Below are 24,212 nucleotides of genomic sequence, written 5' to 3'. Positions count from 1 at the left end.
CCGGGGCCGGGGGTCAGGGGGCGCGGCGGTCGCGGGCGCCCAGACCCTCGTCGTCGGAATCGGTCCACAAGGAACGGTCGTACGGGGTGTCGGGGATGCTGACCATGTCGGGCCGTTTCTTGTCGGCCTCGGCGCGCAGCGTCGGTGCGGCTTCCTTGAGCAGCGCGACACTGTCGCGCAGGTGATCGGCGTCCGTGCGCACCCGGCGGATGTCCAGGGCGGACCCGACGTGCTGCTCCAGTCTTCCGACCGAGCGCACCAGATCGTCGAGACAGCGCTGAATGGCCGTCAAATCGTCGTGCAGGGACATGAGTTGCCCTCCACTTCCGCTTGATACAGCGGGGATCCCATGGATCGTGCGCCTGCGAGTGTCGCGCGTCACATCCCGGATTGTGAAGGGATCTGCGCGGATTCCCCCGTACGAGAGCCCATGGGGGCTCATGAGCAGCGGCCCGCGGCCGGATTGGGCCGCACGGGTGGGGTTGACGGGGCCTGCCGACGTGTCTCCCGCGCCGCCTCGGGGCGATCCCGTTCAGTGGGGCCGTATCCGTGTGATCAGCACTCAATACCCCCAGACGTGAACAAACCCGGCACCTCCCAGGGAAGCGCGGTGGCCGGGCGACCCCGGAGGTTCCACGCCATGCCCCCACGCGATCCCGCCGCCCCCGGCGTCCGCCCCGCAGTGCGGGCGACGGCCTACCTCATCGCGGGCGTGCTCGCCCTGCCCTCGCTCGCCGCGTGCGGCAGCACCGACGACTCCGGCGGCACCCCCTCGGCCGCCCAGGACATCGCGGCCGCCGAGCGTGATCTGATCGCCGACGGGGGCAAGGCCACCTGGGCCGTGGACGCGCTGCCCGAGACCTTCAACTCCTTCCAGTCCGACGCCGATCCGGCGACCTCCCGGATCGCCGGCGCCGTCCTGCCGTCGATGTACGAACTCGACAAGCGCGGCCGCGCGGTACGCAACGCGGACTACCTGGAGAGCGCCGAGATCGTCGAGCGTGAGCCCAAGCAGGTCGTCCTGTACAAGCTGAACCAGCAGGCGGTGTGGAGCGACGGCCGCGAGATCGGCGCCGCCGACTTCGCCGCCCAGTGGCGCGCCCTGTCCGGTGAGGACTCCGCGTTCTGGACCGCGCGCAACGCCGGCTACGACCGGATCGAGAAGATCGAGAAGGGCGCCAACAACCTCGAGGTGCGGGTCACCTTCGCCAAGCCGTACACCGACTGGCGCTCGCTGTTCTCGCCGCTGTACCCCAAGGACGTCATGGGCACCCCGGACTCCTTCAACGACGGTGCCCGCAAGACGCTGAAGTCGACGGCAGGGCCGTTCCGTATCGCGGAGATCGACCGCAAGGCCGGCGAGCTCACCCTGACCCGCAACCCGCGCTGGTGGGGCCGGCCCGCGAAGCTCGAGCAGATGGTCCTCAGGTCCGTCCCCCGCGAGCGCCGCGCCGCGGCCCTGGCCGCCGGAGAGCTGGACATCGCCGAGGTCACCCCCGCCGAGGCCGAGCGCATCGCACTCGCCGCCCGCGAGTCCGGCGCCAAGGGCCCGCTCGCGCACGGCCCCGGTGCCGAGCTCACCCCGGCCAAGGCGCTCAAGTCCTGGGCGATCGCCAACGACCCGGAGAACGAGGAACGCGCCGAAGCGATGGCCGCGTCCGTCGAGAAGACCCACAAGGCGATCAAGAAGTACGCGAAGGAACAGCAGGGCCTGCGCGGTTTCGTGGTCCGCAAATCTCTCGAACCCGCCTACACGCAGCTCGCGCTGAACGGCTCCGGCGGCCCGCTCGCCGACGAGCGCGTACGCCGCGCCGTGGCCCGCGCCCTGGACCGCGAGGAGCTCGCGCGCATCGTCCTCAAGCCGCTCGGCCTGCCCGTGAACCCGGTCGGCAGCCATGTCGCGCTCGCCGGCCAGGAGGCGTACTCCGACAGCAGCGGGGCGATCGGCGACCAGGACACCGCCGAGGCCCGCGCACTGCTCGCCGACGCGGGCTGGGTGCAGGGCGGTCCGATCAAGACCGCCGGCAGCAAGGCCGACAAGAAGAAGGCCGCCGCCGACGAGGACGGCACGTACATCGTCGGCGAGGAGGACGGAAAGCCGCGCGCCGACAAGGACTACGAGGTCCGCGCCGACAACCAGCCCGAGGCGAAGGCCAAGCGCGAGGAGGAGCGCAGCAAGAAGGACGCGCATCGCGGCGGCGCCCAGGGTGCGTACGCCCCGAAGGGCACCGCCGCCCCGAAGCCGGCCGGCGGTCCGCTCGCCAAGGACGGCAAGGCGCTGAACCTGAAGTTCGTGCTTCCCTCCGGCCCGGGCTCGGAGCCGCTGCGCGCGGTCGGTGAGCGGATCCAGCGGATGCTGCAGAAGATCGGCATCCGCACCGAGATCACCAAGGTCCCCGACGACAGCTACTTCAAGGACCACATCGCCTCCGGCCAGTACGACATGGCGCTGTACTCCTGGCCCGGCTCGGCCTACCCGGCCACCGACGCCCGTCCGATCTTCGCCAAGCCGGAGCCGGCCGCCGACGGCTCGCTGAACGTCGAGCAGAACTACACCCGGGTCGGCACCGACCACATCGACCAGCTCTTCGACCAGGCGCTCGCCGAGCTCGACGAGGGCAAGGCGCGTGACCTGGTCAAGAAGGCCGATGCCCGGATCTGGGCCGCGGCGGGCTCGATCCCGCTCTACCAGCGCCCCCAGTTGGTGGCGGTCCGCCCGGGCCTCGCCAACACCGGCGCCTTCGGCTTCGAGTCCCCGTCGTACGAGGACATCGGCTTCCTGAAGTCGGCGGCGCCCGCGAAGAAGTGATGTCCGCGTGAGCCCGGTGTGAAGGTCAAGATCACCTAGCTCAGAAGATCCTCAAGTCCCTTGCCCGCCGGTCCTGCCGGCGGGCAAGGTGCGTCTTGACTCATTGACCCGTGTCACTTTCTCCGCAGGCGCGCCCCCCGCCGATCGGCTCTCCCGGCCCGCTTCCACAGCGCTTCCCACGGACCGCTTTCCTCAGAAGCTGATCAAGTCCGGCATGCCCTCCACCCCCGCGGGCCACAATCACCCCACGATGCCGGACCGGGCATCGCATCTCACGGGGGTACGGCCATGAAGCGCATCCTGTCCAGGCGGAACCTGCCCATCAGCGCTGTCTTGTTCGCGCTGGGCGCGGCCGCGACGGCCTGCACGTCCTCGGACGAAGGCGCCACGAACGCCGACAAGCCGAAGTCGAAGGCCTGTGGCGGCGAGGCGTTCGAGTGGAGCGCCGTGGACCGGCGCGCCGAGCTGACCGGGCTCGCGAAGCCCATCCACGTGAAGAAGGACGGGCAGCACTACACCGCGCACATCAAGTCGGTCGACGGCCGCTTCTACGAGGCGGGCGTGACCCCCGCGGGTGGTGGCAAGCGCGGCGACGGGGACCAGGGGCCGAAGCCGGCCCAGGTCATGGCCTCGCTGGGCAAGGAGATCGGTGCCGACGAGCCGCTCGCCGAGCCCGGCGAGAAGCACATGGAGGACAAGGACGGGATGTTCTTCGAGAACGCCACCGGCGACCCGGCGGGCCACTACTTCGCGTACTCCTACATCGAGCTCGTCAGCGGCGACTACCGCTACACCTGCGGGGACGGCGAGCCGTCCGAGGGCCACGTGGTGACCTGGACGGCCGCCGGCAGCGGCACGCTGCCCTGCGCGAGCCGTATCGAGGACGAGGCCTTCGCCGGCGAACCCGACCTGGCCGCTGTCGAGCACCAGGCTGCTCAGGCCTCCTGCCCGCCCGGCTCGCCGGCCCTGCGGGACCCTGCATAAGAGGGAAAGATCGCAGGTCAGGTGGCCTGCGAGGCACCCGCGCGGGCTACTACCCGCCGCTCCACGTAGGATGGGGTAAGGCCGTGGCGTGTCCAGCCCGGCGCGGTGAAGGCGTACGTCGGACATCGAGTCATCCATGACATCGAGAAGACCGAGAGATACGCGAGCCGCTCGCAAGTTCCACTCGTCCCGGGAGAAGCACCGCACGTGCCCACGCGCCACGACATTCGAAACGTCGCCATCGTCGCCCACGTCGACCACGGCAAGACGACCATCGTCGACGCCATGCTCAAGCAGGCGGGGTCCTTCGCTGCGCACGCCGCCGAGTCCCTCGACGACCGCATGATGGACTCGAACGACCTGGAGCGTGAGAAGGGCATCACGATCCTGGCCAAGAACACGGCCGTCAAGTACCACCCCAAGGATGGCGGCGACGTCATCACCATCAACATCATCGACACCCCCGGCCACGCCGACTTCGGTGGTGAGGTCGAGCGCGGTCTGTCGATGGTCGACGCGGTGGTCCTGCTCGTGGACGCGTCGGAGGGCCCCCTCCCGCAGACCCGCTTCGTGCTGCGCAAGGCGCTCCAGCAGCGGCTGCCCGTGATCCTCTGCATCAACAAGACGGACCGTCCTGACTCGCGGATCGACGAGGTCGTCAACGAGACGTACGACCTCTTCCTCGACCTCGACGCCGACGAGGACCAGATCGAGTTCCCGATCGTCTACGCGTGCGGCCGTGACGGCATCGCGTCGCTGACGAAGCCCGAGGACGGCACCGTCCCGGCCGACTCCACCAGCCTGGAGCCGTTCTTCTCGACGATCCTCGAGCACGTCCCGGCTCCGGAGTACGACGAGAGCGCCCCGCTGCAGGCGCACGTCACCAACCTGGACGCCGACAACTTCCTCGGCCGTATCGCACTGCTCCGTGTCGAGCAGGGCGAGCTGCGCAAGGGCCAGACCGTGGCCTGGATCAAGCGCGACGGCACGATCTCCAACGTCCGCATCACCGAGCTGATGATGACCGAGGCGCTCACCCGCAAGCCCGCCGAGATGGCCGGCCCCGGTGACATCTGCGCCGTCGCCGGTATCCCGGACATCATGATCGGCGAGACCCTCGCCGACCCCGAGAACCCGATCGCGCTGCCGCTCATCACGGTGGACGAGCCGGCGATCTCCATGACCATCGGCACCAACACCTCGCCGCTCGTCGGCCGCGGTGCCACCGGCAAGGGCGCGGACAAGGGCACGCAGGTCAAGGACCGCAAGGTCACGGCCCGTCAGGTCAAGGACCGCCTCGACCGCGAGCTCATCGGCAACGTGTCGCTGCGCGTCCTCGACACCGAGCGTCCCGACGCCTGGGAGGTCCAGGGCCGTGGTGAGCTCGCGCTCGCCATCCTGGTCGAGCAGATGCGCCGCGAGGGCTTCGAGCTGACCATCGGCAAGCCGCAGGTCGTCACGCAGGAGATCGACGGCAAGGTGCACGAGCCGGTCGAGCGCATGACGATCGACGTGCCCGAGGAGCACATGGGTGCGGTCACGCAGCTCATGGGTGTCCGCAAGGGCCGCATGGACAACATGTCGAACCACGGCTCCGGCTGGGTCCGCCTCGAGTTCGTCGTCCCCTCGCGTGGCCTCATCGGCTTCCGTACGGAGTTCCTGACGAGCACCCGCGGTACGGGTATCGCGCACTCCATCCACGAGGGCCTCGAGCCCTGGTTCGGCGTTCTGGCGACCCGTAACAACGGTTCGCTCGTGGCCGACCGCGCCGGCGCCGTCACCGCGTTCGCGATGACCAACCTGCAGGAGCGCGGCGTCCTGTTCACCGACCCCGGCACCGAGGTGTACGAGGGCATGATCGTCGGCGAGAACTCGCGCGCCGACGACATGGACGTGAACATCACCAAGGAGAAGAAGCTCACCAACATGCGCTCGGCCGCGGCCGACTCCTTCGAGGCGATCGTGCCGCCGCGCAAGCTCTCCCTCGAGCAGTCCCTGGAGTTCTGCCGCGACGACGAGTGCGTCGAGGTCACCCCGGAGGCCGTCCGCATCCGCAAGGTGGTCCTGGACAAGACGGCGCGTGCCCGCACCGCCTCGCGCGCCAAGAACGCCTGACCCGGACCCGGTTGCCCGGGAACCGCTGCCATTGAGCCTGCAAGGCTGATTCAAGGCTGGTCGAACCGGCCCGATTCCGCGCCCACTTGGGCGTAGAGTCGGGCCGTTCGTCGTGCCCGGAGCCCTTCGCCGCCCCGCTCTCTGCGGAATGCAGCGCTCTGTGATCCGCCCGACGCTACGCGTGTCGATCGCAACAGGTTTTTCTGGTCGACCTGTCCGGAATGCGGACGCTCCTGACCGATAGATGTGTAACGAGTCCGTTTCGCGAGCATCTATCTCGGATCGGTTTGTCCAGATTTCGGAAGAAGTAGGCGACAGGTGTGATCGAACCGAGACCAAAAGAGTGTGGTCGGGCCGTACCCCATGGCTAATAGTTGAGCGCGTAGAGCTCGGGTCAATGGGTCACGCGCTGTGGGGAGCGCCGACTCACGAGCACACTGGGGTACTTGATCATCGCCGTCAGGGGTGTCGGCACAGCATCTCGTACCCCCTCTTGTAGTGAACAAGTGGACTCATGAGGAGGAACCCATGCGTGGTGCCAAGAGCGCCAAGTGGGTCGCGATAGCCACCGCGGTGGCCCTGGGTGCGACTGCCTGTGGCGGTAGCGACGATGGCGACAGCGGGAACAAGGGCAACAAGGGCGGCAAGCCCGAGGGCTACGTCTCCATCGACGTCGGCCAGCCGCAGAAGCCGCTCATCCCGGCGGACACCAACGAGTCCAACGGCTCGTACGTCATCCAGTCCCTGTTCACGCAGCTGCTGGACTTCGACGGCGAAGGCAACATCGTCTACACGAACGCCGAATCGGTGGAGACCACCGACTCGAAGACGTGGACGGTGAAGCTCAAGAAGGGCTGGAAGTTCCACAACGGCGAGGACGTCACCGCGAAGTCGTACATCGACGCGTGGAACTGGTACGCCAACATCAAGAACAACCAGCAGAACGCCTTCTGGTTCCAGGACATCGCGGGTTACGACGATGTCCACCCGGAGAAGGGCGACCCGAAGGCCGAGACCATGTCCGGCCTCAAGCAGGTCGACGACCACACCTTCACGATCGAGCTGAAGAGCTCGATCCCGTACTTCAACTACAAGTTGGGTTACGCGACCTGGGCCCCGCTGCCCAAGGTGTTCTACGACGACCCGAAGGCGTTCGGCCAGAAGCCGATCGGCAACGGTCCGTACACCTTCGAGAAGTGGACCCCGAACAAGCTCATCCAGGTCAAGGCCAACAAGGACTACCAGGGTCCGAACAAGGCCAAGAACGCGGGCGTTCAGTTCAAGGCGTACACCAGCCTCGAGGCCGCGTACAAGGATGTCCTCGCCGGCAACCTGGACATGATCCGCCAGGTCGGCCCGACGGACCTGCCGAAGTACAAGCAGGACCTGGGTGACGGCGCCATCGAGCAGCCGTACGCGGCGATCCAGACGCTGACCCCGGCGTTCTACTCGAAGACGTTCAAGGACATCGACCCCAAGGTTCTGCAGGGTCTGTCCATGGCGATCGACCGTGAGACGATCACCAAGACCGTCCTGAACAACACCCGTACGCCGGCCGTCGGCTTCGTGCCGCCGGGCGTCAAGGGCAACCAGGACCTGGGCACGGACGTGTTCAAGTACGACCCGAAGCGGGCCAAGCAGCTCGTCGAAGAGGGCGGCGGCGTCCCGGGCAACAAGTTCACCATCCAGTACAACACCGATGGTGGACACAAGGAGTGGGTGACCGCGGTCTGCGAGTCCATCCGCAAGGCGACCGGTGTCGACTGCGTCGGTGACGCGAAGGCCGACTTCGCCACGGACCTCGAGGCCCGTGACAACGACCAGGTGAAGGGTATGTACCGCGGTGGTTGGGTTGCCGACTACCCGGTCAACGCCAACTTCATGAAGGAGCTGTACCACACCACCGCCGAGGCCAACAACGGCCGGTTCTCCAACAAGGAGATCGACGAGGCGATGAACAAGGCGGACAACGCCAAGTCGCTCGACGAGTCGGTGAAGGCCTTCCAGGAGGTCGAGAAGAAGCTGGTCGAGCACATGCCGGCGATTCCGCTGTGGTACTACCGCATCAACGGTGGTCACGGCAAGAACGTCGACAACGTGGTCGTCGACTTCCACGGTGACCTCGAGGTGTGGGGCGTCACCACCAAGTAAGAAGCCTTCGGGCCTCTTCTTCCCCACTCGGCCGTAGACCCACCGCCACTGCCGCGGCGGTGGGAGGTTGTCACGGGGCCGCCCTCCTACCCGGAGGGCGGCCCCCGCAGCTGCTGTAACCCCTCACGGAGGCACCTATGGGGCGCTATGTCGCACGACGACTGCTCCAGATGATCCCGGTGTTCATCGGGTCAACTCTGCTTATTTTCCTGATGATGTACGTCCTGCCCGGCGATCCCGCGCGCGCCTTGATGGGCGAGAACATGCGTGATCCGGCCCTTCTCGAGAGCCTCAGGGAGCGGTACGGACTCAACGATCCGGTGCTCGTGCAGTACTGGGACTACATGGTCAGGCTCGTCCAGGGCGACTTCGGCGAACAGATCTCGTCGGGCCGTCCGATCGCAGACGTCATCAGCGAAGCCTTCCCCGTCACGCTGCGGCTGACGCTCTTCGCCTTCACGTTCGTCACGCTCGTCGGCCTGGGCCTCGGCATTGTTGCCGGCCTCAAGCCCGACACGCTGCGCGACCGCGGCCTGCTCCTGCTGACTCTCGTCCTCGTCTCGATGCCCTCCTTCGTGCTCGGCATCCTGATGCAGTGGGTCGCCATCGAGTACGGCATCGGCAAGGCCACGGTGTCCGACTCGACGAACATGTCCGAACTTCTGCTTCCCGCCACTGTGCTGGCCGCACTGTCGCTCGCCTATGTCGCCCGACTGACCCGCACGTCAGTCGCGGAGAACCTGCGTGCCGACTACATGCGCACCGCAGTGGCCAAGGGGCTTCCGCGCCGCCGCATCATCGGTGTCCACCTGATGCGCAACTCGCTCATCCCCGTCGTCACGTTCCTCGGTATCGAGATCGGCAACCTGATGACAGGTGCCATCGTCACCGAGAGCATCTTCAACGTGCGCGGCGTGGGTATCGAGATCTACGAGGCGCTGCTGCGCCGCGAGGGCGCCACGGTCGTCGGCATCGCTTCGCTGATCGTGCTCATCTACCTCGCTGCCAGCTTGATCGTCGACCTGCTTTACGCGGTCCTGGACCCGAGGATCCGGTATGCCTGACAAGACAGTTGAGAAGGTCACGACCGCGACCGGCGAGCCGGCTCCCGCCGCCGTCGCCCCGGACAGCGGCCCGGGTCCGGCCAAGGCGCGCAGCCTGTGGTCCGACGCCTGGCACGATCTGCGGCGCAACCCGCTGTTCCTCATATCCGCGGTCCTGATCCTCTTCCTCCTCGTGATGGCCGCGTGGCCGAGCCTGTTCACCAGCGCCTCGCCCCGCGACGCCGACCTGGCCAATCACTTCCGGGAAGCTCCGCACTGGGGCAGCTTCTTCTCTCCCGAGTGGCTGGGCTACGACCTCCAGGGACGCTCCGTCTACGCGCGCATCGTGTACGGCGCCCGCGCTTCGATCATGGTCGGTGTGGGTGTCACGGTCTGCGTGACCATCATCGGCACGGTCGTCGGCATGATCGCCGGTTACTTCGGAGGATGGCTCGACGCCGTGCTCTCCCGGGTGACCGACGTCTTCCTGGGCATCCCGTTCATCCTGGGCGCCCTCGTGGTCCTCAACGCGTTCGACAAGCGCAACGTCTGGGTCGTGATCATGGCCCTCGCGTTCCTCGGCTGGACGCAGATCGCCCGTGTGGCCCGTGGTGCGGTGATCACCATCAAGCAGGCCGACTACGTGGTGGCCGCCAAGGCGCTCGGCGCCTCGACCTACCGGATCATGTTCAAGCACATCCTGCCGAACGCGCTCGCGCCCATCATCGTGGTCGCGACCATCGCACTGGGCGGCTACATCGCGGCCGAGGCGACGCTGTCGTTCCTCGGCGTGGGCCTCACGGAACCGACCGTGTCCTGGGGTGGCGACGTCAACAGCGGACGAGCGGACCTGCGTGTGGCCCCCCACACCCTGATCGTCCCGTCCGTCATGGTCTCGATCACGGTGCTCTCGTTCCTCATGTTCGGCGATGCGGTACGCAACGCCCTCGACCCCAAGCTGCGCTGAGGGAGGCGTAACCGTGACAACAATCGACAAGACGTCGAGCGTCCCGAGCCCCCGAGGCTCGGACGACTTCGGCGGACCGCTGCTCGAAGTCCGCGATCTGCACGTGGAGTTCAGCACCCGTGACGGTGTCGCCAAGGCCGTGAACGGTGTGAACTACACCGTCAGCGCCGGCGAGACCCTCGCCGTCCTCGGCGAGTCCGGCTCCGGCAAGTCCGTGACCGCTCAGGCGATCATGGGCATCCTGGACATGCCGCCCGGCCGTATCCCCAAGGGAGAGATCCTCTTCCGCGGGCAGGACATGCTGAAGATGTCCAACGACGAGCGGCGCAAGATCCGCGGCCAGAAGATCGCGATGATCTTCCAGGACGCGCTCTCCTCGCTCAACCCGGTGCTCTCCGTGGGCTATCAGCTCGGCGAGATGTTCCGTGTGCACCAGGGCCTCTCCAAGAAGGAGGCCAAGGCCAAGGCCGTCGAGCTGATGGACCGGGTCAAGATCCCCGCCGCCAAGGCGCGGGTCAACGACTACCCCCACCAGTTCTCGGGCGGTATGCGCCAGCGCATCATGATCGCCATGGCCCTGGCCCTCGAGCCGGACCTGATCATCGCGGACGAGCCCACCACGGCGCTCGACGTGACGGTTCAGGCCCAGGTCATGGACCTGCTCGCGGAGTTGCAGCGCGAGTACAACATGGGTCTGATCCTGATCACCCACGACCTCGGCGTGGTCGCCGACGTCGCGGACAAGATCGCCGTGATGTACGCGGGCCGCATCGTCGAGACCGCGCCCGTGCACGAGCTGTACAAGCGCCCGGCCCACCCGTACACCCGGGGTCTCCTCGACTCGATCCCGCGCCTGGACCAGAAGGGTTCGGAGCTCTACGCGATCAAGGGTCTGCCGCCCAACCTGACCCGGATCCCGAGCGGTTGCGCCTTCAACCCGCGCTGCCCGAAGGCCCAGGACATCTGCCGTACGGACATCCCGGCCCTGCTCCCGGTGACCGAGCGGGACGGTGGCGAGCTGCCCGGCCGCGGCAGCGCGTGCCACTTCTGGAAGGAGACGATCCATGGCTGATCTCAGCAAGAACGACGAGGCCGTGGACGCGACCCCCAACGTCACCGAGGTGGAGACGGTCGACGCCGCCACGGAGACCGAGGCCGTCGCTGCCATCGAGGCGCCGGTCCAGCAGGGCGAGCCGATTCTGCAGGTGCGCAACCTGGTCAAGCACTTCCCGCTGACCCAGGGCATCCTCTTCAAGAAGCAGGTCGGCGCGGTCAAGGCCGTCGACGGGATCTCCTTCGACCTGTACCAGGGCGAGACCCTCGGCATCGTGGGCGAGTCCGGCTGTGGCAAGTCCACCGTCGCCAAGCTCCTGATGACGCTGGAGAAGGCCACCGCCGGCGAGGTCTTCTACAAGGGCCAGGACATCACCAAGCTGTCCGGCCGCGCGCTGAAGGCCGTGCGCCGCAACATCCAGATGGTGTTCCAGGACCCGTACACCTCGCTGAACCCGCGTATGACGGTCGGCGACATCATCGGGGAGCCCTTCGACATCCACCCCGAGGTGGCGCCGAAGGGCGACCGCCGCCGCAAGGTCCAGGACCTTCTGGACGTGGTGGGTCTCAACCCCGAGTACATCAACCGCTACCCGCACCAGTTCTCCGGCGGTCAGCGCCAGCGCATCGGCATCGCCCGCGGCCTCGCGCTCAACCCGGAGATCATCATCTGCGACGAGCCGGTCTCCGCGCTCGACGTATCGGTGCAGGCGCAGGTCATCAACCTGATGGAGAAGCTGCAGGACGAGTTCAACCTCTCCTACATCTTCATCGCGCACGACCTGTCGATCGTGCGGCACATCTCCGACCGCGTCGGCGTGATGTACCTGGGCAAGATGGCCGAGATCGGGACCGACACCCAGATCTACGACCACCCGACCCACCCGTACACGCAGGCGCTGCTCTCCGCGGTGCCCGTGCCGGACCCGGCGGCCCGTGAGGGCCGCGAGCGCATCATCCTCACCGGTGACGTCCCGTCGCCGGCCAACCCGCCGTCGGGCTGCCGCTTCCGCACCCGCTGCTGGAAGGCCGAGGACAAGTGCGCCGAAGATGTGCCGCTGCTCGCGATCCCGCAGGTCTTCGTCGGCAAGGACTCGCCGGCCGCCCACGAGTCGGCCTGCCACTTCGCCGAGGAGAAGGACGTCGTGCACGCGGCGTAGGCAGATCTCGTACGACCCGGAACCCCCGGATGCCCGCATGGGCGTCCGGGGGTTTTGAGCTGCTGCCGTGCCTGAGTGGGCTCGGGGCCGCGGGAAACACGGGCGCCCGATCCGGCGAAGGCCCGCGGGCTCAAGGCCCACTTCTGCTCGCTGACCGGGAACGGTTCCGGCGTTCCAGTGGGCGCGTACTCGGAAAGCCGCCGTAAAGGTGCGTTAGCAGTGCAAATGGGGTGTATTGGGCCGTAACTGAGTTCTGGCCTGTTAAGGAGGCACTCCATGCGTGGAGCCACGCACGCCAAGTGGGCCGCATGCGCGGTGACCGTAGCCCTGGCGGCGACCGCCTGCGGTGGCGGTGGCAGCGGCGGGAGCGGTGACGGCTCCGGGATCGTGAGGTCCTCGTGGGGTGACCCGCAGAACCCGGTCGAGCCGGCCAACACCAACGAGGTGCAGGGCGGCAAGGTCCTCGACATGCTCTTCAGGGGTCTGAAGAAGTACGACCCGAAGACCGGCGAGGCCAAGGACCTGATCGCCGAGAAGATCGAGACCACCGACTCGCAGAACTTCACCGTCACGCTCAAGGACGGCTGGACCTTCAGCAACGGCGAGAAGGTCACCGCGAAGTCCTTCGTCGACGCCTGGAACTACGGCGCGCACGTGGACAACAAGCAGAACAACGCGCCGTTCTTCTCCAACATCAAGGGCTACGACGAGGTCCACCCGGAGTCCGGCGCCCCCAAGGCGAAGACCATGAGCGGCCTGGTGGTGAAGGACGACAAGACCTTCACGGTGGCGCTCCAGGACAAGTTCTCGCTGTGGCCCGAGACGCTCGGCTACCAGGCCTTCTCGCCCCTGCCCGAGACCTTCTTCAAGGACCACGACGGGTGGCTGTCCAAGCCGGTCGGCAACGGTCCGTACACCGTCGAGTCGTACGCCAAGGGCTCGGAGATGAAGCTCCGCGCCTGGGACGGGTACAAGGGCGAGGACAAGGCGGTCAACGGCGGCGTGGACCTCAAGGTCTACACCGACAACAACACCGCCTACACCGACCTGATGGCCGGCAACCTCGACCTCGTCGACGACGTCCCGGCGCAGCAGCTCAAGAACGTCAAGGCCGACCTGGGCGACCGCTACATCAACCAGCCCGCGCTGATCATCCAGACGCTGGTCTTCCCGATGTACGACGCCAAGTGGTCCAAGGCCGGCATGGAGAAGGTCCGCCGCGGTCTGTCCATGGCGATCAACCGCGACGAGATCACCAAGCAGATCTTCTCGGAGACCCGTACGCCCGCCAAGGACTGGACGTCCGCCGCCCTCGGCGACAAGGGCGGCTACAAGGACATGTGCGGGGACGCCTGTACGTACGACCCCGAGCAGGCGAAGAAGCTGGTCGCGGAGGGCGGCGGTCTGCCCGGCGGCAAGGTCCAGATCTCCTCGAACGTGGACACCGGATCACACCGGGTGTGGATGGACGCGGTCTGCAACTCCATCAACAACGCGCTCGGCAAGGGCACGTGCACGGTCAACCCGATCGGTACCTTCGCGGACTTCAAGAACCAGCTGGGCGCACAGAAGTTCACCGGCCCGTTCCGCTCGGGCTGGCAGGCGGACTACCCGCTGATCCAGAACTTCCTGCAGCCGCTCTACTACAAGGACGCCTCGTCGAACTACGGCAAGTTCGACAACAAGGCCTTCAACGACCTGGTGGACAAGGCGAATCGGGAGCCCGACCAGACCAAGGCCATCACGGACTTCCAGAACGCCCAGAAGATCCTCGCCGAGCAGATGCCCGCGATCCCGCTCTGGTACCAGAACGGTTCCGCCGGCTACTCGGACCAGGTCTCCGACGTGACCCTCAACCAGTTCAGCGTCCCGGTCTACGACCAGATCAAGGTCAACTGACCCAACTCGCCTGAAAGGCCGCCCACTTGACGGGCCTTTCCGACCCCCGGAGCTGTCATGGGACGCTATGTGATCCGGCGGCTGTTCCAGATGATCCCGGTGTTCATCGGAGCGACCTTCCTGATCTTCGTCATGGTGTACGCGCTGGGCGACCCCGTCGCGGCGCTGTTCGGCGACAAGGCGCCCGACCCGGCCACGGCCGCGCGCATCCGCGAGGATCTCGGCCTCGACAAGCCCCTGTGGCAGCAATACCTGCACTACATGGGCAATATCTTCCGGGGCGACTTCGGCACTGCGTTCAACGGGCAGAAGGTCACGGAGCTGATGGCCACCGCCTTCCCGGTGACGGCGAAGCTCACCTTCGTGGCGATCGTCATCGAGATCATCGTCGGTATCGCCCTCGGTGTGGTCAGCGGCCTCAAGCGGGGCCGTCCGCTGGACACCTCGCTGCTCGTCCTGACGCTGGTAGTGATCTCGGTCCCGACCTTCGTCTCCGGCTATCTGCTGCAGTACCTCTTCGGTCTCAAGCTCGGCTGGGTGCGGCCCACGGTCTCCACGGACGCCCCGCTGAACGAGCTGATCCTGCCGGGCATCGTCCTCGCGCTCGTCTCGCTCGCGTACGTCACGCGTCTGACGCGGACGTCGATCGCGGAGAACGCCCGCGCCGACTACGTACGCACCGCGGTGGCCAAGGGACTTCCCCGGCGCAGGGTGATCACCAAGCACCTCCTGCGCAACTCGCTGATCCCGGTGGTCACTTTCATCGGTGCGGATATCGGCGCCCTGATGGGCGGCGCGATCGTCACCGAGCGGATCTTCAACATCCACGGCGTGGGCTACCAGCTCTACAACGGCATCCTGCGCGGCAACACCCCGACCGTGGTCGGCTTCGTGACGATCCTGGTGATCGTCTTCCTGGTGGCCAACCTCCTTGTCGACCTGCTGTATGCGGTCCTGGACCCGAGGATCCGTTATGCCTGAGGCCTACGACCCCAAGGACGTCTCGAAGGACGCGATCGCGCCGACCGGCGCGGGCGGAGCGATGGACCTGGCGATGAGCGAAGCCGAGACGCTGGAGAAGACCCCGGGCGGCCCGCTGGGCACCGGTCCTCAGGAGAGGGCCCGCAGCCTGTGGACGGACGCCTGGCAGCAGCTGCGCCGCAACCCGGTCTTCATCATCTCCTCGCTGCTGATCTTCTTCCTGGTCCTGATCTCGATCTGGCCGCAGCTGATCGCGAGCGGCGACCCCAACTCCTGCCAGCTCGCCGACGCCCACCAGTCCTCCGGACCCGGGCACCCCTTCGGCACGGACGCGCAGGGCTGCGATGTCTATACGAGGACGGTGTACGGGGCCCGCGCCTCGATCTCCGTCGGTATCTGCGCCACCCTCGGCGTGGCCATCCTCGGCTCGATCATGGGCGGTCTCGCCGGCTTCTTCGGCGGCTGGTGGGACGGGCTGCTCTCGCGGCTCGCGGATGTGTTCTTCGCGATCCCGGTGGTGCTCGGCGGTCTGGTCTTCCTGTCGGTGGTGGTCTCCGCGACCATCTGGCCGGTGGTCGGGTTCATGATCCTGCTCGGCTGGCCGCAGATCTCCCGTATCGCCCGGGGCGCGGTGATCACCGCCAAGCAGAACGACTACGTACAGGCCGCACGGGCGCTGGGCGCGAGCAACACCCGGATGCTGCTGCGGCATGTGACGCCCAACGCCGTCGCGCCGGTGATCGTCGTCGCGACCATCGCGCTCGGCACGTACATCGCGCTCGAAGCGACCCTCTCGTATCTGGGCGTCGGTCTGCGGCCCCCGACGGTCTCGTGGGGCATCGACATCTCCAACGCCTCGAACTACATCCGCAACTACCCGCATGAACTGCTGTGGCCCGCCGGCGCCCTGAGCATCACCGTGCTCGCGTTCATCATGCTCGGCGACGCGGTGCGCGACGCCCTCGACCCGAAGCTGAGGTGATGGTCGCATGCTGCTCGAAGTACGCGATCTGCAGGTGGAGTTCCGTACGCGGGACGGGGTGGCCAAGGCCGTCAACGGCGTGACCTACGAGGTCGACGCGGGCGAGACCCTGGCCGTGCTCGGCGAGTCCGGATCGGGCAAGTCCGTCACCGCACAGGCGATCATGGGCATCCTCGACATGCCGCCCGGGAAGATCACCGGCGGCGAGATCCTCTTTCAGGGCAAGGACCTGCTCAAGATGAAGGAGGACGAGCGGCGCAAGGTGCGCGGCGCCGAGATGGCGATGATCTTCCAGGACGCGCTGAGTTCGCTCAACCCCGTGCTGAGCGTGGGGGAGCAGCTCGGCGAGATGTTCATCGTGCACCGCGGGATGTCCAAGAAGGACGCGAAGCTCAAGGCCATCGAGCTGATGGACCGGGTGCGCATCCCGGCCGCGAAGGAGCGCGTCGGGCAGTATCCGCACCAGTTCTCCGGCGGTATGCGCCAGCGCATCATGATCGCCATGGCGCTCGCCCTCGAACCCGCGCTGATCATCGCGGACGAGCCGACCACGGCCCTCGACGTGACCGTCCAGGCCCAGGTCATGGACCTGCTCGCGGAGTTGCAGCGCGAGCTCAACATGGGCCTGATCCTCATCACGCACGACCTCGGCGTCGTGGCCGACGTCGCGGACAAGATCGCGGTGATGTACGCGGGCCGGATCGTCGAGCGCGCCCCCGTCCACGACATCTACAAGGCACCGGCCCACCCGTACACCAAGGGCCTGCTCGAATCGATCCCGCGCCTGGACCAGAAGGGCCAGGAGCTCTACGCGATCAAGGGCCTGCCGCCCAACCTGATGGCGATCCCGCCCGGCTGCGCCTTCAACCCGCGCTGCCCGCGCGCCCAGGACGTGTGCCGTACGGACATCCCGCCGCTGGCCCAGGTGACCGAGGAGCGGCAGAGCGCCTGCCACTTCTGGAAGGAGACGCTGCGCGATGCCTGAGCTGACGAAGCAGGAGCCCCGGGAGTCCTCGGCTCCGGCCGGCGAGCCGATCCTCGAAGTGCGCGGTCTGGTCAAGCACTTCCCGCTGACCCAGGGGATCCTGTTCAAGAAGCAGATCGGTGCGGTCAAGGCCGTCGACGGTGTGGACTTCGACCTCGGTGCGGGCGAAACGCTCGGCATCGTGGGGGAGTCGGGCTGCGGCAAGTCCACCGTCGCCAAGCTGCTCGTGAACCTGGAGCAGCCGACGGCGGGGGAGATCCGCTACAAGGGCGAGGACATCACCAAACTGTCGGGGCGTGCGCTCAAGGCGGTGCGCCGCAACATCCAGATGGTGTTCCAGGACCCGTACACCTCGCTGAACCCGCGGATGACGGTCGGCGACATCATCGGGGAGCCGTACGAGATCCACCCCGAGGTGGCGCCCAAGGGCTCGCGGCGGCAGAAGGTCCAGGAGCTCCTGGACGTGGTGGGGCTCAACCCCGAGTACATCAACCGCTACCCGCACCAGTTCTCCGGCGGTCAGCGCCAGCGCATCGGGATCGCGCGCGGCCTCGCCCTGCGGCCCGAGATCATCGTGGCCGACGAACCGGTCTCGGCGCTCGACGTCTCCGTACAGGCGCAGGTCGTGAACCTGCTGGAGAAGCTCCAGGACGAATTCGGTCTCGCGTACGTGTTCATCGCGCACGACCTGTCGATCGTGCGGCATATCTCCGACCGGGTCGGGGTCATGTACCTCGGGCGGCTCGTCGAGGTCGGCAGCGACCGGCAGATCTACGACCACCCGACGCACCCCTACACCCAGGCGCTGCTTTCCGCCGTTCCCGTCCCGGACCCGGACGCGCGGCTGCACCGCGAGCGGATCATCCTCAGCGGTGACGTGCCCTCGCCGGCCAACCCGCCGTCCGGCTGCCGGTTCCGTACGCGGTGCTGGAAGGCGCAGGAGCGGTGCGAGCTCGAGGTGCCGGAGCTGGCGGTGCCGGCGGTGTTCCGGATCGAGGGCGGTCTGGCGGCGCACCCCTCGGCGTGCCATTTCGCCGAGGAGAAGCAGGTGGTTCCGGAGTCGGACGAATCATGATGCTTCGCCATCAAGTGCGTTAACACGCAGGCAACTTGGGTGTCGCAACGCCGAATCACGGACCGGTCACGCTGATCCGTGTACGGCCGTGCGGGTGCCGTAGGCCGGCCGGGACGCGCCATGTCGTCCCGGCCGGCCGCTCCCGTTCGCGGCCGGCCGTGGTGGTCGGCCCCCTTGTTCAATCCCCCGCACAGCGGGAGTATCGCGGCCTATGGGGCAGCCGCAGATACTCACCCGGGGAGCGCGGATCACCGGATCCGTGGCGTCCGCGCTGGTCGCGCTGATCAGCGCGGGATGGATCGTGCGCGACCTGTACGAGGCGGAGAGCCCCGAACCGCTCTGGCGGGTGTGGTCGGGCCTGCCGCCCGAGGTTCAGCTCGTCCTGTACTCCAGCCTGATCGACCTCGTGCTCTTCCTGGTGTGCGCCGCCGTAGCCGTGACCGCCGTGAGCTCGCCGTCCGCCGCCTCCTCGCTCGTGGCGGCCGGGGTGCTCGCGGTCATAGCGCGCGCACCGGGCGTCTGGCTCCTGATGGACGAGGAGCGGTTCGGCTTCATCGACATCCGGGTGCGGCTGCTCACGAGCGCCGTGGCCACCGTGGGACTCGGCCTGATCCTGCTGTTGCTCGCGGCCTTCGGGCGCCGCCCGGCCGGTGAGAGCGCCTCGTACTCGTACACCTTCGACGTCGAGCAGGAACCGCCGCGGCCCACCAATGGCGCGGCCGCGACGGCCTTCATCTTCCTGGGGGCGGCGGCCGCGGTGAGCGGCGCCTGGCAGGTGCACAACGCGCTCGATCTCGGCTGGCGCCAGTACCGCGAACTGCTCGTCGGCGATGTCTCGTTGAGTACGGTGCTCGACCCTCCGGCCGGCTGGCTGGTGTGGTCGGCCGCGCTGTTCGCCCTGGTCGCGGCGGTCGCGGCGCTGCAGCGCGCCTCGTTCAGCCGGGCCCTGGGGATGACGGCGGCCGCCGTCTACCTGGTGTTCGGGGCCGCCGGGATCAGCTGGATCGTGGAGACCGACCAGTTCGACGGCCTGATGGACGCGTCCCTCGAGATCCAGCTCAGTGTGCTCAGTCAGCTCTTCTACGCGCTGGCCGGCGCCGTCTCCCTGCTCGCGCTCCTGCGCGGACGCGAGCGCCGCGCCGAGCCGGCGCACGGAGGGTGGGACCCCGCCGACGGCACCTACGGACCGCCGCCGCCGTCCACCCTGCCGCCCGGCTGGTGACTCAGCGCGCGAGGCCCAACGACCGCTTGAGGAAGTCCACTTGGAGGAGCAGGACGTTCTCGGCGACCTGCTCCTGCGGGGTCGCGTGCGTCACCCCCGACAGCGGAAGCACCTCGTGCGGCCGCCCCGCCGCGAGCAGCGCCGACGACAGCCGCAGCGAGTGCGCCACCACCACGTTGTCGTCCGCGAGTCCGTGCACGATCATCAGCGGCCGCGCCGGCTCCACCGCGCCCGACAGCCCCTCGTCGGTGACCAGGGAGTTCTCCGCGTATACGGAGGGCTGCTTGGCCGGATCGCCGAGATAGCGCTCCGTGTAGTGGGTGTCGTACAGGCGCTGGTCGGTGACCGGGGCGCCCGCGATCGCCGCGTGGAAGACATCCGGGCGGCGAAGGAGCGCTAGTGCGGCGAGATATCCGCCGAAGGACCAGCCGCGGATCGCCACGCGCTCCAGGTCCAGGGGGAAGTGCTCGGCGAGTGCGTGCAGCGCGTCGACCTGGTCCTCGAGGGCCACCGCCGCCAGATTGTCCTTGATCACCTTCTCCCAGGCGGGAGTCCGCCCCGGCGTCCCCCGGTTGTCCGCGATCACCACGGCGAAGCCCTGGTCCGCGAACCACTGCGACGTGAGATACGGATCGTGCGCGGCGACCACGCGGGCGTGGTGCGGACCGCCGTACGGATCGAGCAGGACGGGCAGCGGCCCGTCGTCGTCCGTATAGCCCGTGGGGAGCAGGACGGCGCACGGGATGCGCCGTTCGCCCGCCTCGGTGAGGGTCATGCGCGGCGTGATCCCGGGCTGCTCCGCGTACGACGCGATGACCGCCTTCTGCTTGCCGTCCTTGAGTACCTGCACATGTGCGCCGGGGTGCTCGGGCCGGGCCGACACCAGGACGGTGACGTCGCCTGAGCGGACCGCCGAGTGCACGCCCGTGTCCTGCGAAAGCCGTTCCACGCCCAGCTCGTTGACCCGGTAGACATGCACCTCCCCGGTCTCCGGGGCGGCGGACTCGGCGCCCGCCGACGCCTGGACCAGGACATCGCTCTCGCCGATGTCGAGCACCGAACGCAGCTGCAACTGCGGTCCGGTCAGCGGCCGGTCGCCCACCGTCAGGACCCGCGCCCCGCCCTCGTCCGCGATCCGCACGAGGCGGCCGCTCGGCGACCAGGCGGGTGCGCCGGCGAACAGTTCCAGCCACGCCGGGTCCTCGTCCGCGTGCACCATCCGCGTCGAACCGTCGTCCGGGTTCGCCGCCAGATACACCTGACCGCCCTGGTCACGGGTCTGGACGAGCAGCAGCGGCGCGCCCGCCGACGACCAGTGCACCCGGGCCAGATACGGATAGCGGTCCCGGTCCCAGTTCACCTCGGTGCGCGCGCCGTCGAGACCGAGCACGAAGAGCCGCACCTCGGCGTTGGGCGTGCCCGCCGCCGGATACGCGATCTGCACCGGACCGTCCTCGGGGTGCGCCGGATCGGCGATCCACCAGCGCTGCACGGGGGAGTTGTCGACGCGGGCGGCGAGCAGCCGGTCGGACTCGGGCGACCACCAAAAGCCCCGGTAGCGGTGCATCTCCTCGGCGGCGATGAACTCGGCGAGGCCGTACGTCACTTCGGGCCCCTCCGGCTCGGCGAGCGCCATATCGCCCTCGCCCTCGGCGCCGACCACCCGCAGCGCCCCCCGGGCGACATAGGCGACCAGCCGGCCGTCCGGGGACGGCCGCGGGTCGATCACCGGTCCGGGAACCCGCAGTTCACGCGCGGTGCCGGCGCGCAGCTCCGAGGTGAACAGGCGCCCGGACAGCGTGAAGGCCGCGAGCTCCGCCGCCGCGTCCGTCGCATACGCCACCACGCCCGCGCCGAACTCCCGGCTGCGCTCGCGCCGTTGGCGCTCGGCCCGGGACAACTCCTCCTCGGCGCCGCCGAGCAGTACTTCCGGGTCGGCGGCGATCCGCTCCGTACCGTCCTCGATGTCAAGCACCCACAGCAGATTCGCCCGATCCGTACCCGAACGGGACCGCAGGAAGGTCACGCGCTCTCCATCGGGTGACACGGTGAACGCGCGCGGGGTACCGAGGGAGAACCGCTGTGTGCGCGCATGCCGGCGGGGGAAAGACTGCTGTCCGGTGGTCATCCCCCGAGGCTACTGATCCGGGCGCCGGTACGCCTCCCTGGGAATCGGACCTGTGCGGGACCTCCATCGACCGCTTGGCCGAAATGCGTGCGCCCCCATGTGCTGCCATGCACCATCCATGCGTTCGTACGGAAAGTTATGATCCGTAGCGCTGGGTGGTAGGAACCTGGCGGGCCTGTATTCCCTTATGGGTCATAGAACTTGATGCTTGGAGGCAGACCGCGTGGCACTCTCGATCTCGGCGGTGGTGCTGTTTGCGATCCTCGTCGTCATCTTCATCAAGAAGTCCGGTCTCAACGCGATGCACGCGATCGTCTGCGTGCTGCTCGGCTTCTACCTGGCCAGCTCCTCCGTCGCCCCCACCATCAGCGACGTGACGACGAACATCGCATCGATGCTCAGCGACATCCGCTTCTGAGCTCCGCTGCCGCCCGGGGCGCCTCGTACGCTTGCCCCATGACCGAACAGCCCGCCCGTCGTCTCCTTCTCGTGCACGCGCACCCCGACGACGAGTCGATCAACAACGGCACCACCATGGCCAGGTACGCGGCCGAGGGCGCCGGGGTCACGCTGGTGACCTGCACGCTCGGCGAGGAGGGCGAGGTCATTCCGTCCGATCTCGCCCATCTCGCTCCCGACCGCGAGAACACCCTCGGCGCCCACCGCATCGGTGAACTCGACCGGGCCATGAAGGAACTCGGCGTCACCGACCACCGCTTCCTCGGCGGCACGGGCCGCTACCGCGACTCCGGGATGATGGGCCTGGCCACCAACCGGAGCGGTTTCTGGGGAGCCGACCTCGACGAGGCCGCGGCCGATCTCGTCGCGGTGATCCGCGAGGTGCGCCCGCAGGTGCTCGTCACCTACGACGAGAACGGCGGCTACGGTCACCCCGACCACATCCAGGCCCACCGCGTGGCCCTGCGCGCCGCGGACCTCGCGGCCGAGCCGGCCTTCCGCCGCGACCTGGGCGCCGCGCACAGGATCGCCAAGGTCTACTACAACCGCGTACCGCGCTCGGTGGCCGAGGAGCGCTTCGAGGTCCTGCGCGGCGCGCTCGGTCAGCTGCCCTGGGCCGAGGCCGCGGTCATCGGCGATGTGCCGGGTGTGGTGGACGACGCGGCCATCACCACGAAGATCGAGGCCGGCCCTTACGGCGCCGCCAAAGCCGCCGCGATGCGCGCCCACGCCACCCAGGTGTCAGTCCTCGAGCCGTGGTTCGCGCTCTCCAACAACCTGGCGCAGCCGCTCTTCGCCGATGAGTACTACGAGTTGGTACGAGGGGAGTCGGGCGCGGCCGCGGGGCGGCTGGAGGACGACCTGTTCGCCGGCCTGACGGCGTCCCGACTGCCCGGGGAGTCCGAAGTGTCCGACTCCGAAGTGCCCGTCTCCGCAGTACCCGAGGAGTCAGCACGGCCCGAGTCCGAAGTGCCCGAGGAGAACGCATGAGCACCCCCAAGCCGTCCCGCGCGAGCGGCGGACCCAAGCCTCAGCAGCCCGCAGCGGAGCCGGTGAAGAGCATGCCCACGGGCCTGCGCGTCCTGGTCCATGTCCTGCTCGTCGTCCTCGGCGCACTCGTCGGTGTCGCGGGTGCACTGCTCCAATCCGCGTGGTTCCCGGCCGGGTTGCTGCTCGCGCTGCTCGGCGCGGCCGGACTCTTCTACGGCGGTGCGCGGGCGCTCGGCGCACGGTCCGGTGCCTTCGCGCCCGGCGCCGGCTGGCTGCTGACCGTGCTGTTCCTCACCACCACACGGCCGGAGGGCGATTTCGTCTTCGCCACAGGAGTGAGCTCGTACCTCTATCTCCTCGGCGGTATGGCAGTTGCTGTGATGTCCGCCACCCTCGGCGCCCCTTCGCAACCAGGCGGCCTCGCTGCCCGACTTGCCAAGTGACGCACCACTTGAGAAGTCCGGCCCGTCCCTGTTTGGCGACGGTCACCGGATGCGCGCCGGGCGCGGCCAGTATGGTGGTGCGCGCCGCCGGGCCGTCCACACACGGTCGTTTGCAGATCGAGACTCGACAAACCGAGGCTCGGGGAATCTCGGGAACCGGGGTTCCGCGCAACGAAGGCCGGGCGGTGAAGCCGATCGGGAGAACCTGCCTTGAGTCGTGAAACAGACAGTCCGTCCTCCGGGCCCCAGGGGCGCGGAGGTGCCGCCTACCCCTCGGGCACGCCCCCGTACGGAACTCCGTCGGGCGGACCGGACGCGAACCTCGACGAGGACCGTATGGAACCGGTCGAGCCGCCGGCGGACGAGCCCGAGACACAGACCACGCTGACCACCCGCATCCGGATCAACATCCCCGGGTCGCGGCCCATCCCGCCGGTCGTGATGCGCAAGCCGATGGGCGAGGGCGGCGGTTCCTCGTCCACCCAGGACATCCCCGGCGTGCCCAGAGCCGAGGCGGCGCCCGCGCCCGAGCCGGCCCCCGAGCCGGAGCCGTCGGGTTCCGACAAGACCGACGAGAAGACCAGCGACTGGTTCGCCCCGCGCAAGCCGTCGGCCGGGGCCAGGGGTGCGACCGGTGCCACGGGCGGCCCGGCCACCACGGGCGGCCAGGCTTCGGGTCCCACGCCGCGCGGCGACCTTCCGTATCGCAACGGCTCCGGGCCCGAGGCGGCACAGCAGGGCCCGCGTCCGAAGAGCGGCCTGAGCG

At 68.2% G+C, this 24,212-nt stretch carries 19 protein-coding genes and 1 pseudogene; 18 read left to right on the top strand and 2 right to left on the bottom strand.

All coding sequences use genetic code 11. From position 1 onward, the window contains the following. Positions 1 to 13: 13 nt before the first annotated feature. Positions 14 to 310, bottom strand: coding sequence for a hypothetical protein (locus ABT367_RS24790; RefSeq protein ID WP_352255289.1), 297 nt, complete (start codon positions 308 to 310; stop codon positions 14 to 16). A gap of 330 nt (positions 311 to 640) precedes the next feature. On the opposite strand from ABT367_RS24790, the gene ABT367_RS24785 reads away from it, so the two are divergent. The 14 genes from ABT367_RS24785 to ABT367_RS24720 all read left to right on the top strand — a co-directional run bounded on the left by ABT367_RS24785 (position 641) and on the right by ABT367_RS24720 (position 19,426). Continuing rightward, a complete protein-coding gene (locus tag ABT367_RS24785; RefSeq protein WP_352255288.1) occupies positions 641 to 2,809 on the top strand; it encodes an ABC transporter family substrate-binding protein in 2,169 nt (722 codons plus the stop codon). A 288-nt stretch (positions 2,810 to 3,097) separates the two neighbouring features. Then, a complete protein-coding gene (locus ABT367_RS24780; protein WP_352255287.1) occupies positions 3,098 to 3,793 on the top strand; it encodes a hypothetical protein in 696 nt (231 codons plus the stop codon). 207 nt (positions 3,794 to 4,000) lie between these two features. Further along, a complete protein-coding gene (typA, locus tag ABT367_RS24775) occupies positions 4,001 to 5,908 on the top strand; it encodes a translational GTPase TypA (RefSeq protein ID WP_352255286.1) in 1,908 nt (635 codons plus the stop codon). Positions 5,909 to 6,436: 528 nt separating this feature from the next. Further along, positions 6,437 to 8,059, top strand: coding sequence for a peptide ABC transporter substrate-binding protein (locus tag ABT367_RS24770; protein WP_352255285.1), 1,623 nt, complete (start codon positions 6,437 to 6,439; stop codon positions 8,057 to 8,059). A 137-nt stretch (positions 8,060 to 8,196) separates the two neighbouring features. After that, a complete protein-coding gene (locus ABT367_RS24765; protein ID WP_199545734.1) occupies positions 8,197 to 9,123 on the top strand; it encodes an ABC transporter permease in 927 nt (308 codons plus the stop codon). Next, positions 9,116 to 10,069 carry an ABC transporter permease gene (locus ABT367_RS24760; protein WP_352255284.1) on the top strand — a complete coding sequence of 318 codons (954 nt, stop codon included), beginning with the start codon at positions 9,116 to 9,118 and terminating at the stop codon, positions 10,067 to 10,069. Before ABT367_RS24765 ends, ABT367_RS24760 begins: the two co-directional genes overlap by 8 nt. 13 nt (positions 10,070 to 10,082) lie before the next feature. Continuing rightward, complete coding sequence (locus ABT367_RS24755; RefSeq protein WP_352255282.1) at positions 10,083 to 11,141, top strand: ABC transporter ATP-binding protein; 1,059 nt, start codon at positions 10,083 to 10,085, stop codon at positions 11,139 to 11,141. Next, positions 11,134 to 12,282: an ABC transporter ATP-binding protein gene (locus ABT367_RS24750; protein ID WP_352255281.1), complete on the top strand. Its 1,149-nt coding sequence runs from the start codon at positions 11,134 to 11,136 to the stop codon at positions 12,280 to 12,282. Before ABT367_RS24755 ends, ABT367_RS24750 begins: the two co-directional genes overlap by 8 nt. 276 nt (positions 12,283 to 12,558) lie before the next feature. After that, positions 12,559 to 14,181, top strand: coding sequence for a peptide ABC transporter substrate-binding protein (locus tag ABT367_RS24745; RefSeq protein WP_352255280.1), 1,623 nt, complete (start codon positions 12,559 to 12,561; stop codon positions 14,179 to 14,181). Between the two features lie 57 nt (positions 14,182 to 14,238). Beyond that, positions 14,239 to 15,162: an ABC transporter permease gene (locus ABT367_RS24740; RefSeq protein WP_352255279.1), complete on the top strand. Its 924-nt coding sequence runs from the start codon at positions 14,239 to 14,241 to the stop codon at positions 15,160 to 15,162. Next, positions 15,155 to 16,144, top strand: a complete 990-nt coding sequence (locus ABT367_RS24735; protein ID WP_352255278.1) for an ABC transporter permease — start codon at positions 15,155 to 15,157, stop codon at positions 16,142 to 16,144. Before ABT367_RS24740 ends, ABT367_RS24735 begins: the two co-directional genes overlap by 8 nt. A gap of 7 nt (positions 16,145 to 16,151) precedes the next feature. Continuing rightward, positions 16,152 to 17,129 carry an ABC transporter ATP-binding protein gene (locus tag ABT367_RS24730; RefSeq protein ID WP_352255277.1) on the top strand — a complete coding sequence of 326 codons (978 nt, stop codon included), beginning with the start codon at positions 16,152 to 16,154 and terminating at the stop codon, positions 17,127 to 17,129. Further along, entirely contained in the window at positions 17,122 to 18,204 is a 1,083-nt protein-coding gene (locus tag ABT367_RS24725) for an ABC transporter ATP-binding protein (protein WP_352255276.1), read from the top strand. The genes ABT367_RS24730 and ABT367_RS24725 overlap by 8 nt, the downstream gene beginning before the upstream one ends. 211 nt (positions 18,205 to 18,415) lie before the next feature. Further along, a complete protein-coding gene (locus ABT367_RS24720; RefSeq protein WP_352255275.1) occupies positions 18,416 to 19,426 on the top strand; it encodes a hypothetical protein in 1,011 nt (336 codons plus the stop codon). 1 nt (position 19,427) lies between these two features. Here the strand turns inward: ABT367_RS24720 and ABT367_RS24715 are convergent, their stop codons facing one another. Continuing rightward, a complete protein-coding gene (locus ABT367_RS24715) occupies positions 19,428 to 21,554 on the bottom strand; it encodes a S9 family peptidase (protein ID WP_352255274.1) in 2,127 nt (708 codons plus the stop codon). Positions 21,555 to 21,777: 223 nt separating this feature from the next. On the opposite strand from ABT367_RS24715, the gene ABT367_RS24710 reads away from it, so the two are divergent. From ABT367_RS24710 to ABT367_RS24695, 4 genes and pseudogenes are all read left to right on the top strand, one after another. Further along, the gene (locus ABT367_RS24710) at positions 21,778 to 21,972 is read left to right on the top strand and encodes a hypothetical protein (RefSeq protein WP_052576986.1); all 195 of its coding nucleotides are present in this window, start codon (positions 21,778 to 21,780) and stop codon (positions 21,970 to 21,972) included. 38 nt (positions 21,973 to 22,010) lie between these two features. Next, entirely contained in the window at positions 22,011 to 23,003 is a 993-nt protein-coding gene (gene mshB, locus ABT367_RS24705) for an N-acetyl-1-D-myo-inositol-2-amino-2-deoxy-alpha-D-glucopyranoside deacetylase (RefSeq protein WP_352255273.1), read from the top strand. Then, positions 23,000 to 23,446, top strand: coding sequence for a DUF6113 family protein (locus ABT367_RS24700; RefSeq protein WP_434975524.1), 447 nt, complete (start codon positions 23,000 to 23,002; stop codon positions 23,444 to 23,446). Before mshB ends, ABT367_RS24700 begins: the two co-directional genes overlap by 4 nt. Positions 23,447 to 23,656: 210 nt before the next feature. Then, positions 23,657 to 24,212, top strand: a pseudogene (locus tag ABT367_RS24695) (hypothetical protein); the annotation flags it as partial.

This window comes from Streptomyces mesophilus, from assembly GCF_040300965.1.
In the GTDB taxonomy this organism is placed as follows: domain Bacteria; phylum Actinomycetota; class Actinomycetes; order Streptomycetales; family Streptomycetaceae; genus Streptomyces; species Streptomyces mesophilus_A.
This window is presented reverse-complemented; position numbering and strand designations above follow the sequence as displayed.

Bases quoted from the DNA above. Each gene is read 5' to 3' on its own strand.
- ABT367_RS24765 (WP_199545734.1), top strand. From the start codon at position 8,197: ATGGGGCGCTATGTCGCACGACGACTGCTCCAGATGATCCCGGTGTTC.
- ABT367_RS24725 (WP_352255276.1), top strand. From the start codon at position 17,122: ATGCCTGAGCTGACGAAGCAGGAGCCCCGGGAGTCCTCGGCTCCGGCC.
- ABT367_RS24790 (WP_352255289.1), bottom strand. From the start codon at position 310: ATGTCCCTGCACGACGATTTGACGGCCATTCAGCGCTGTCTCGACGAT.
- ABT367_RS24715 (WP_352255274.1), bottom strand. From the start codon at position 21,554: ATGACCACCGGACAGCAGTCTTTCCCCCGCCGGCATGCGCGCACACAG.
- ABT367_RS24760 (WP_352255284.1), top strand. From the start codon at position 9,116: ATGCCTGACAAGACAGTTGAGAAGGTCACGACCGCGACCGGCGAGCCG.
- ABT367_RS24745 (WP_352255280.1), top strand. From the start codon at position 12,559: ATGCGTGGAGCCACGCACGCCAAGTGGGCCGCATGCGCGGTGACCGTA.
- ABT367_RS24735 (WP_352255278.1), top strand. From the start codon at position 15,155: ATGCCTGAGGCCTACGACCCCAAGGACGTCTCGAAGGACGCGATCGCG.
- ABT367_RS24750 (WP_352255281.1), top strand. From the start codon at position 11,134: ATGGCTGATCTCAGCAAGAACGACGAGGCCGTGGACGCGACCCCCAAC.
- ABT367_RS24785 (WP_352255288.1), top strand. From the start codon at position 641: ATGCCCCCACGCGATCCCGCCGCCCCCGGCGTCCGCCCCGCAGTGCGG.
- mshB (WP_352255273.1), top strand. From the start codon at position 22,011: ATGACCGAACAGCCCGCCCGTCGTCTCCTTCTCGTGCACGCGCACCCC.
- ABT367_RS24730 (WP_352255277.1), top strand. From the start codon at position 16,152: ATGCTGCTCGAAGTACGCGATCTGCAGGTGGAGTTCCGTACGCGGGAC.
- ABT367_RS24740 (WP_352255279.1), top strand. From the start codon at position 14,239: ATGGGACGCTATGTGATCCGGCGGCTGTTCCAGATGATCCCGGTGTTC.
- ABT367_RS24720 (WP_352255275.1), top strand. From the start codon at position 18,416: ATGGGGCAGCCGCAGATACTCACCCGGGGAGCGCGGATCACCGGATCC.
- ABT367_RS24770 (WP_352255285.1), top strand. From the start codon at position 6,437: ATGCGTGGTGCCAAGAGCGCCAAGTGGGTCGCGATAGCCACCGCGGTG.
- ABT367_RS24780 (WP_352255287.1), top strand. From the start codon at position 3,098: ATGAAGCGCATCCTGTCCAGGCGGAACCTGCCCATCAGCGCTGTCTTG.
- ABT367_RS24700 (WP_434975524.1), top strand. From the start codon at position 23,000: ATGAGCACCCCCAAGCCGTCCCGCGCGAGCGGCGGACCCAAGCCTCAG.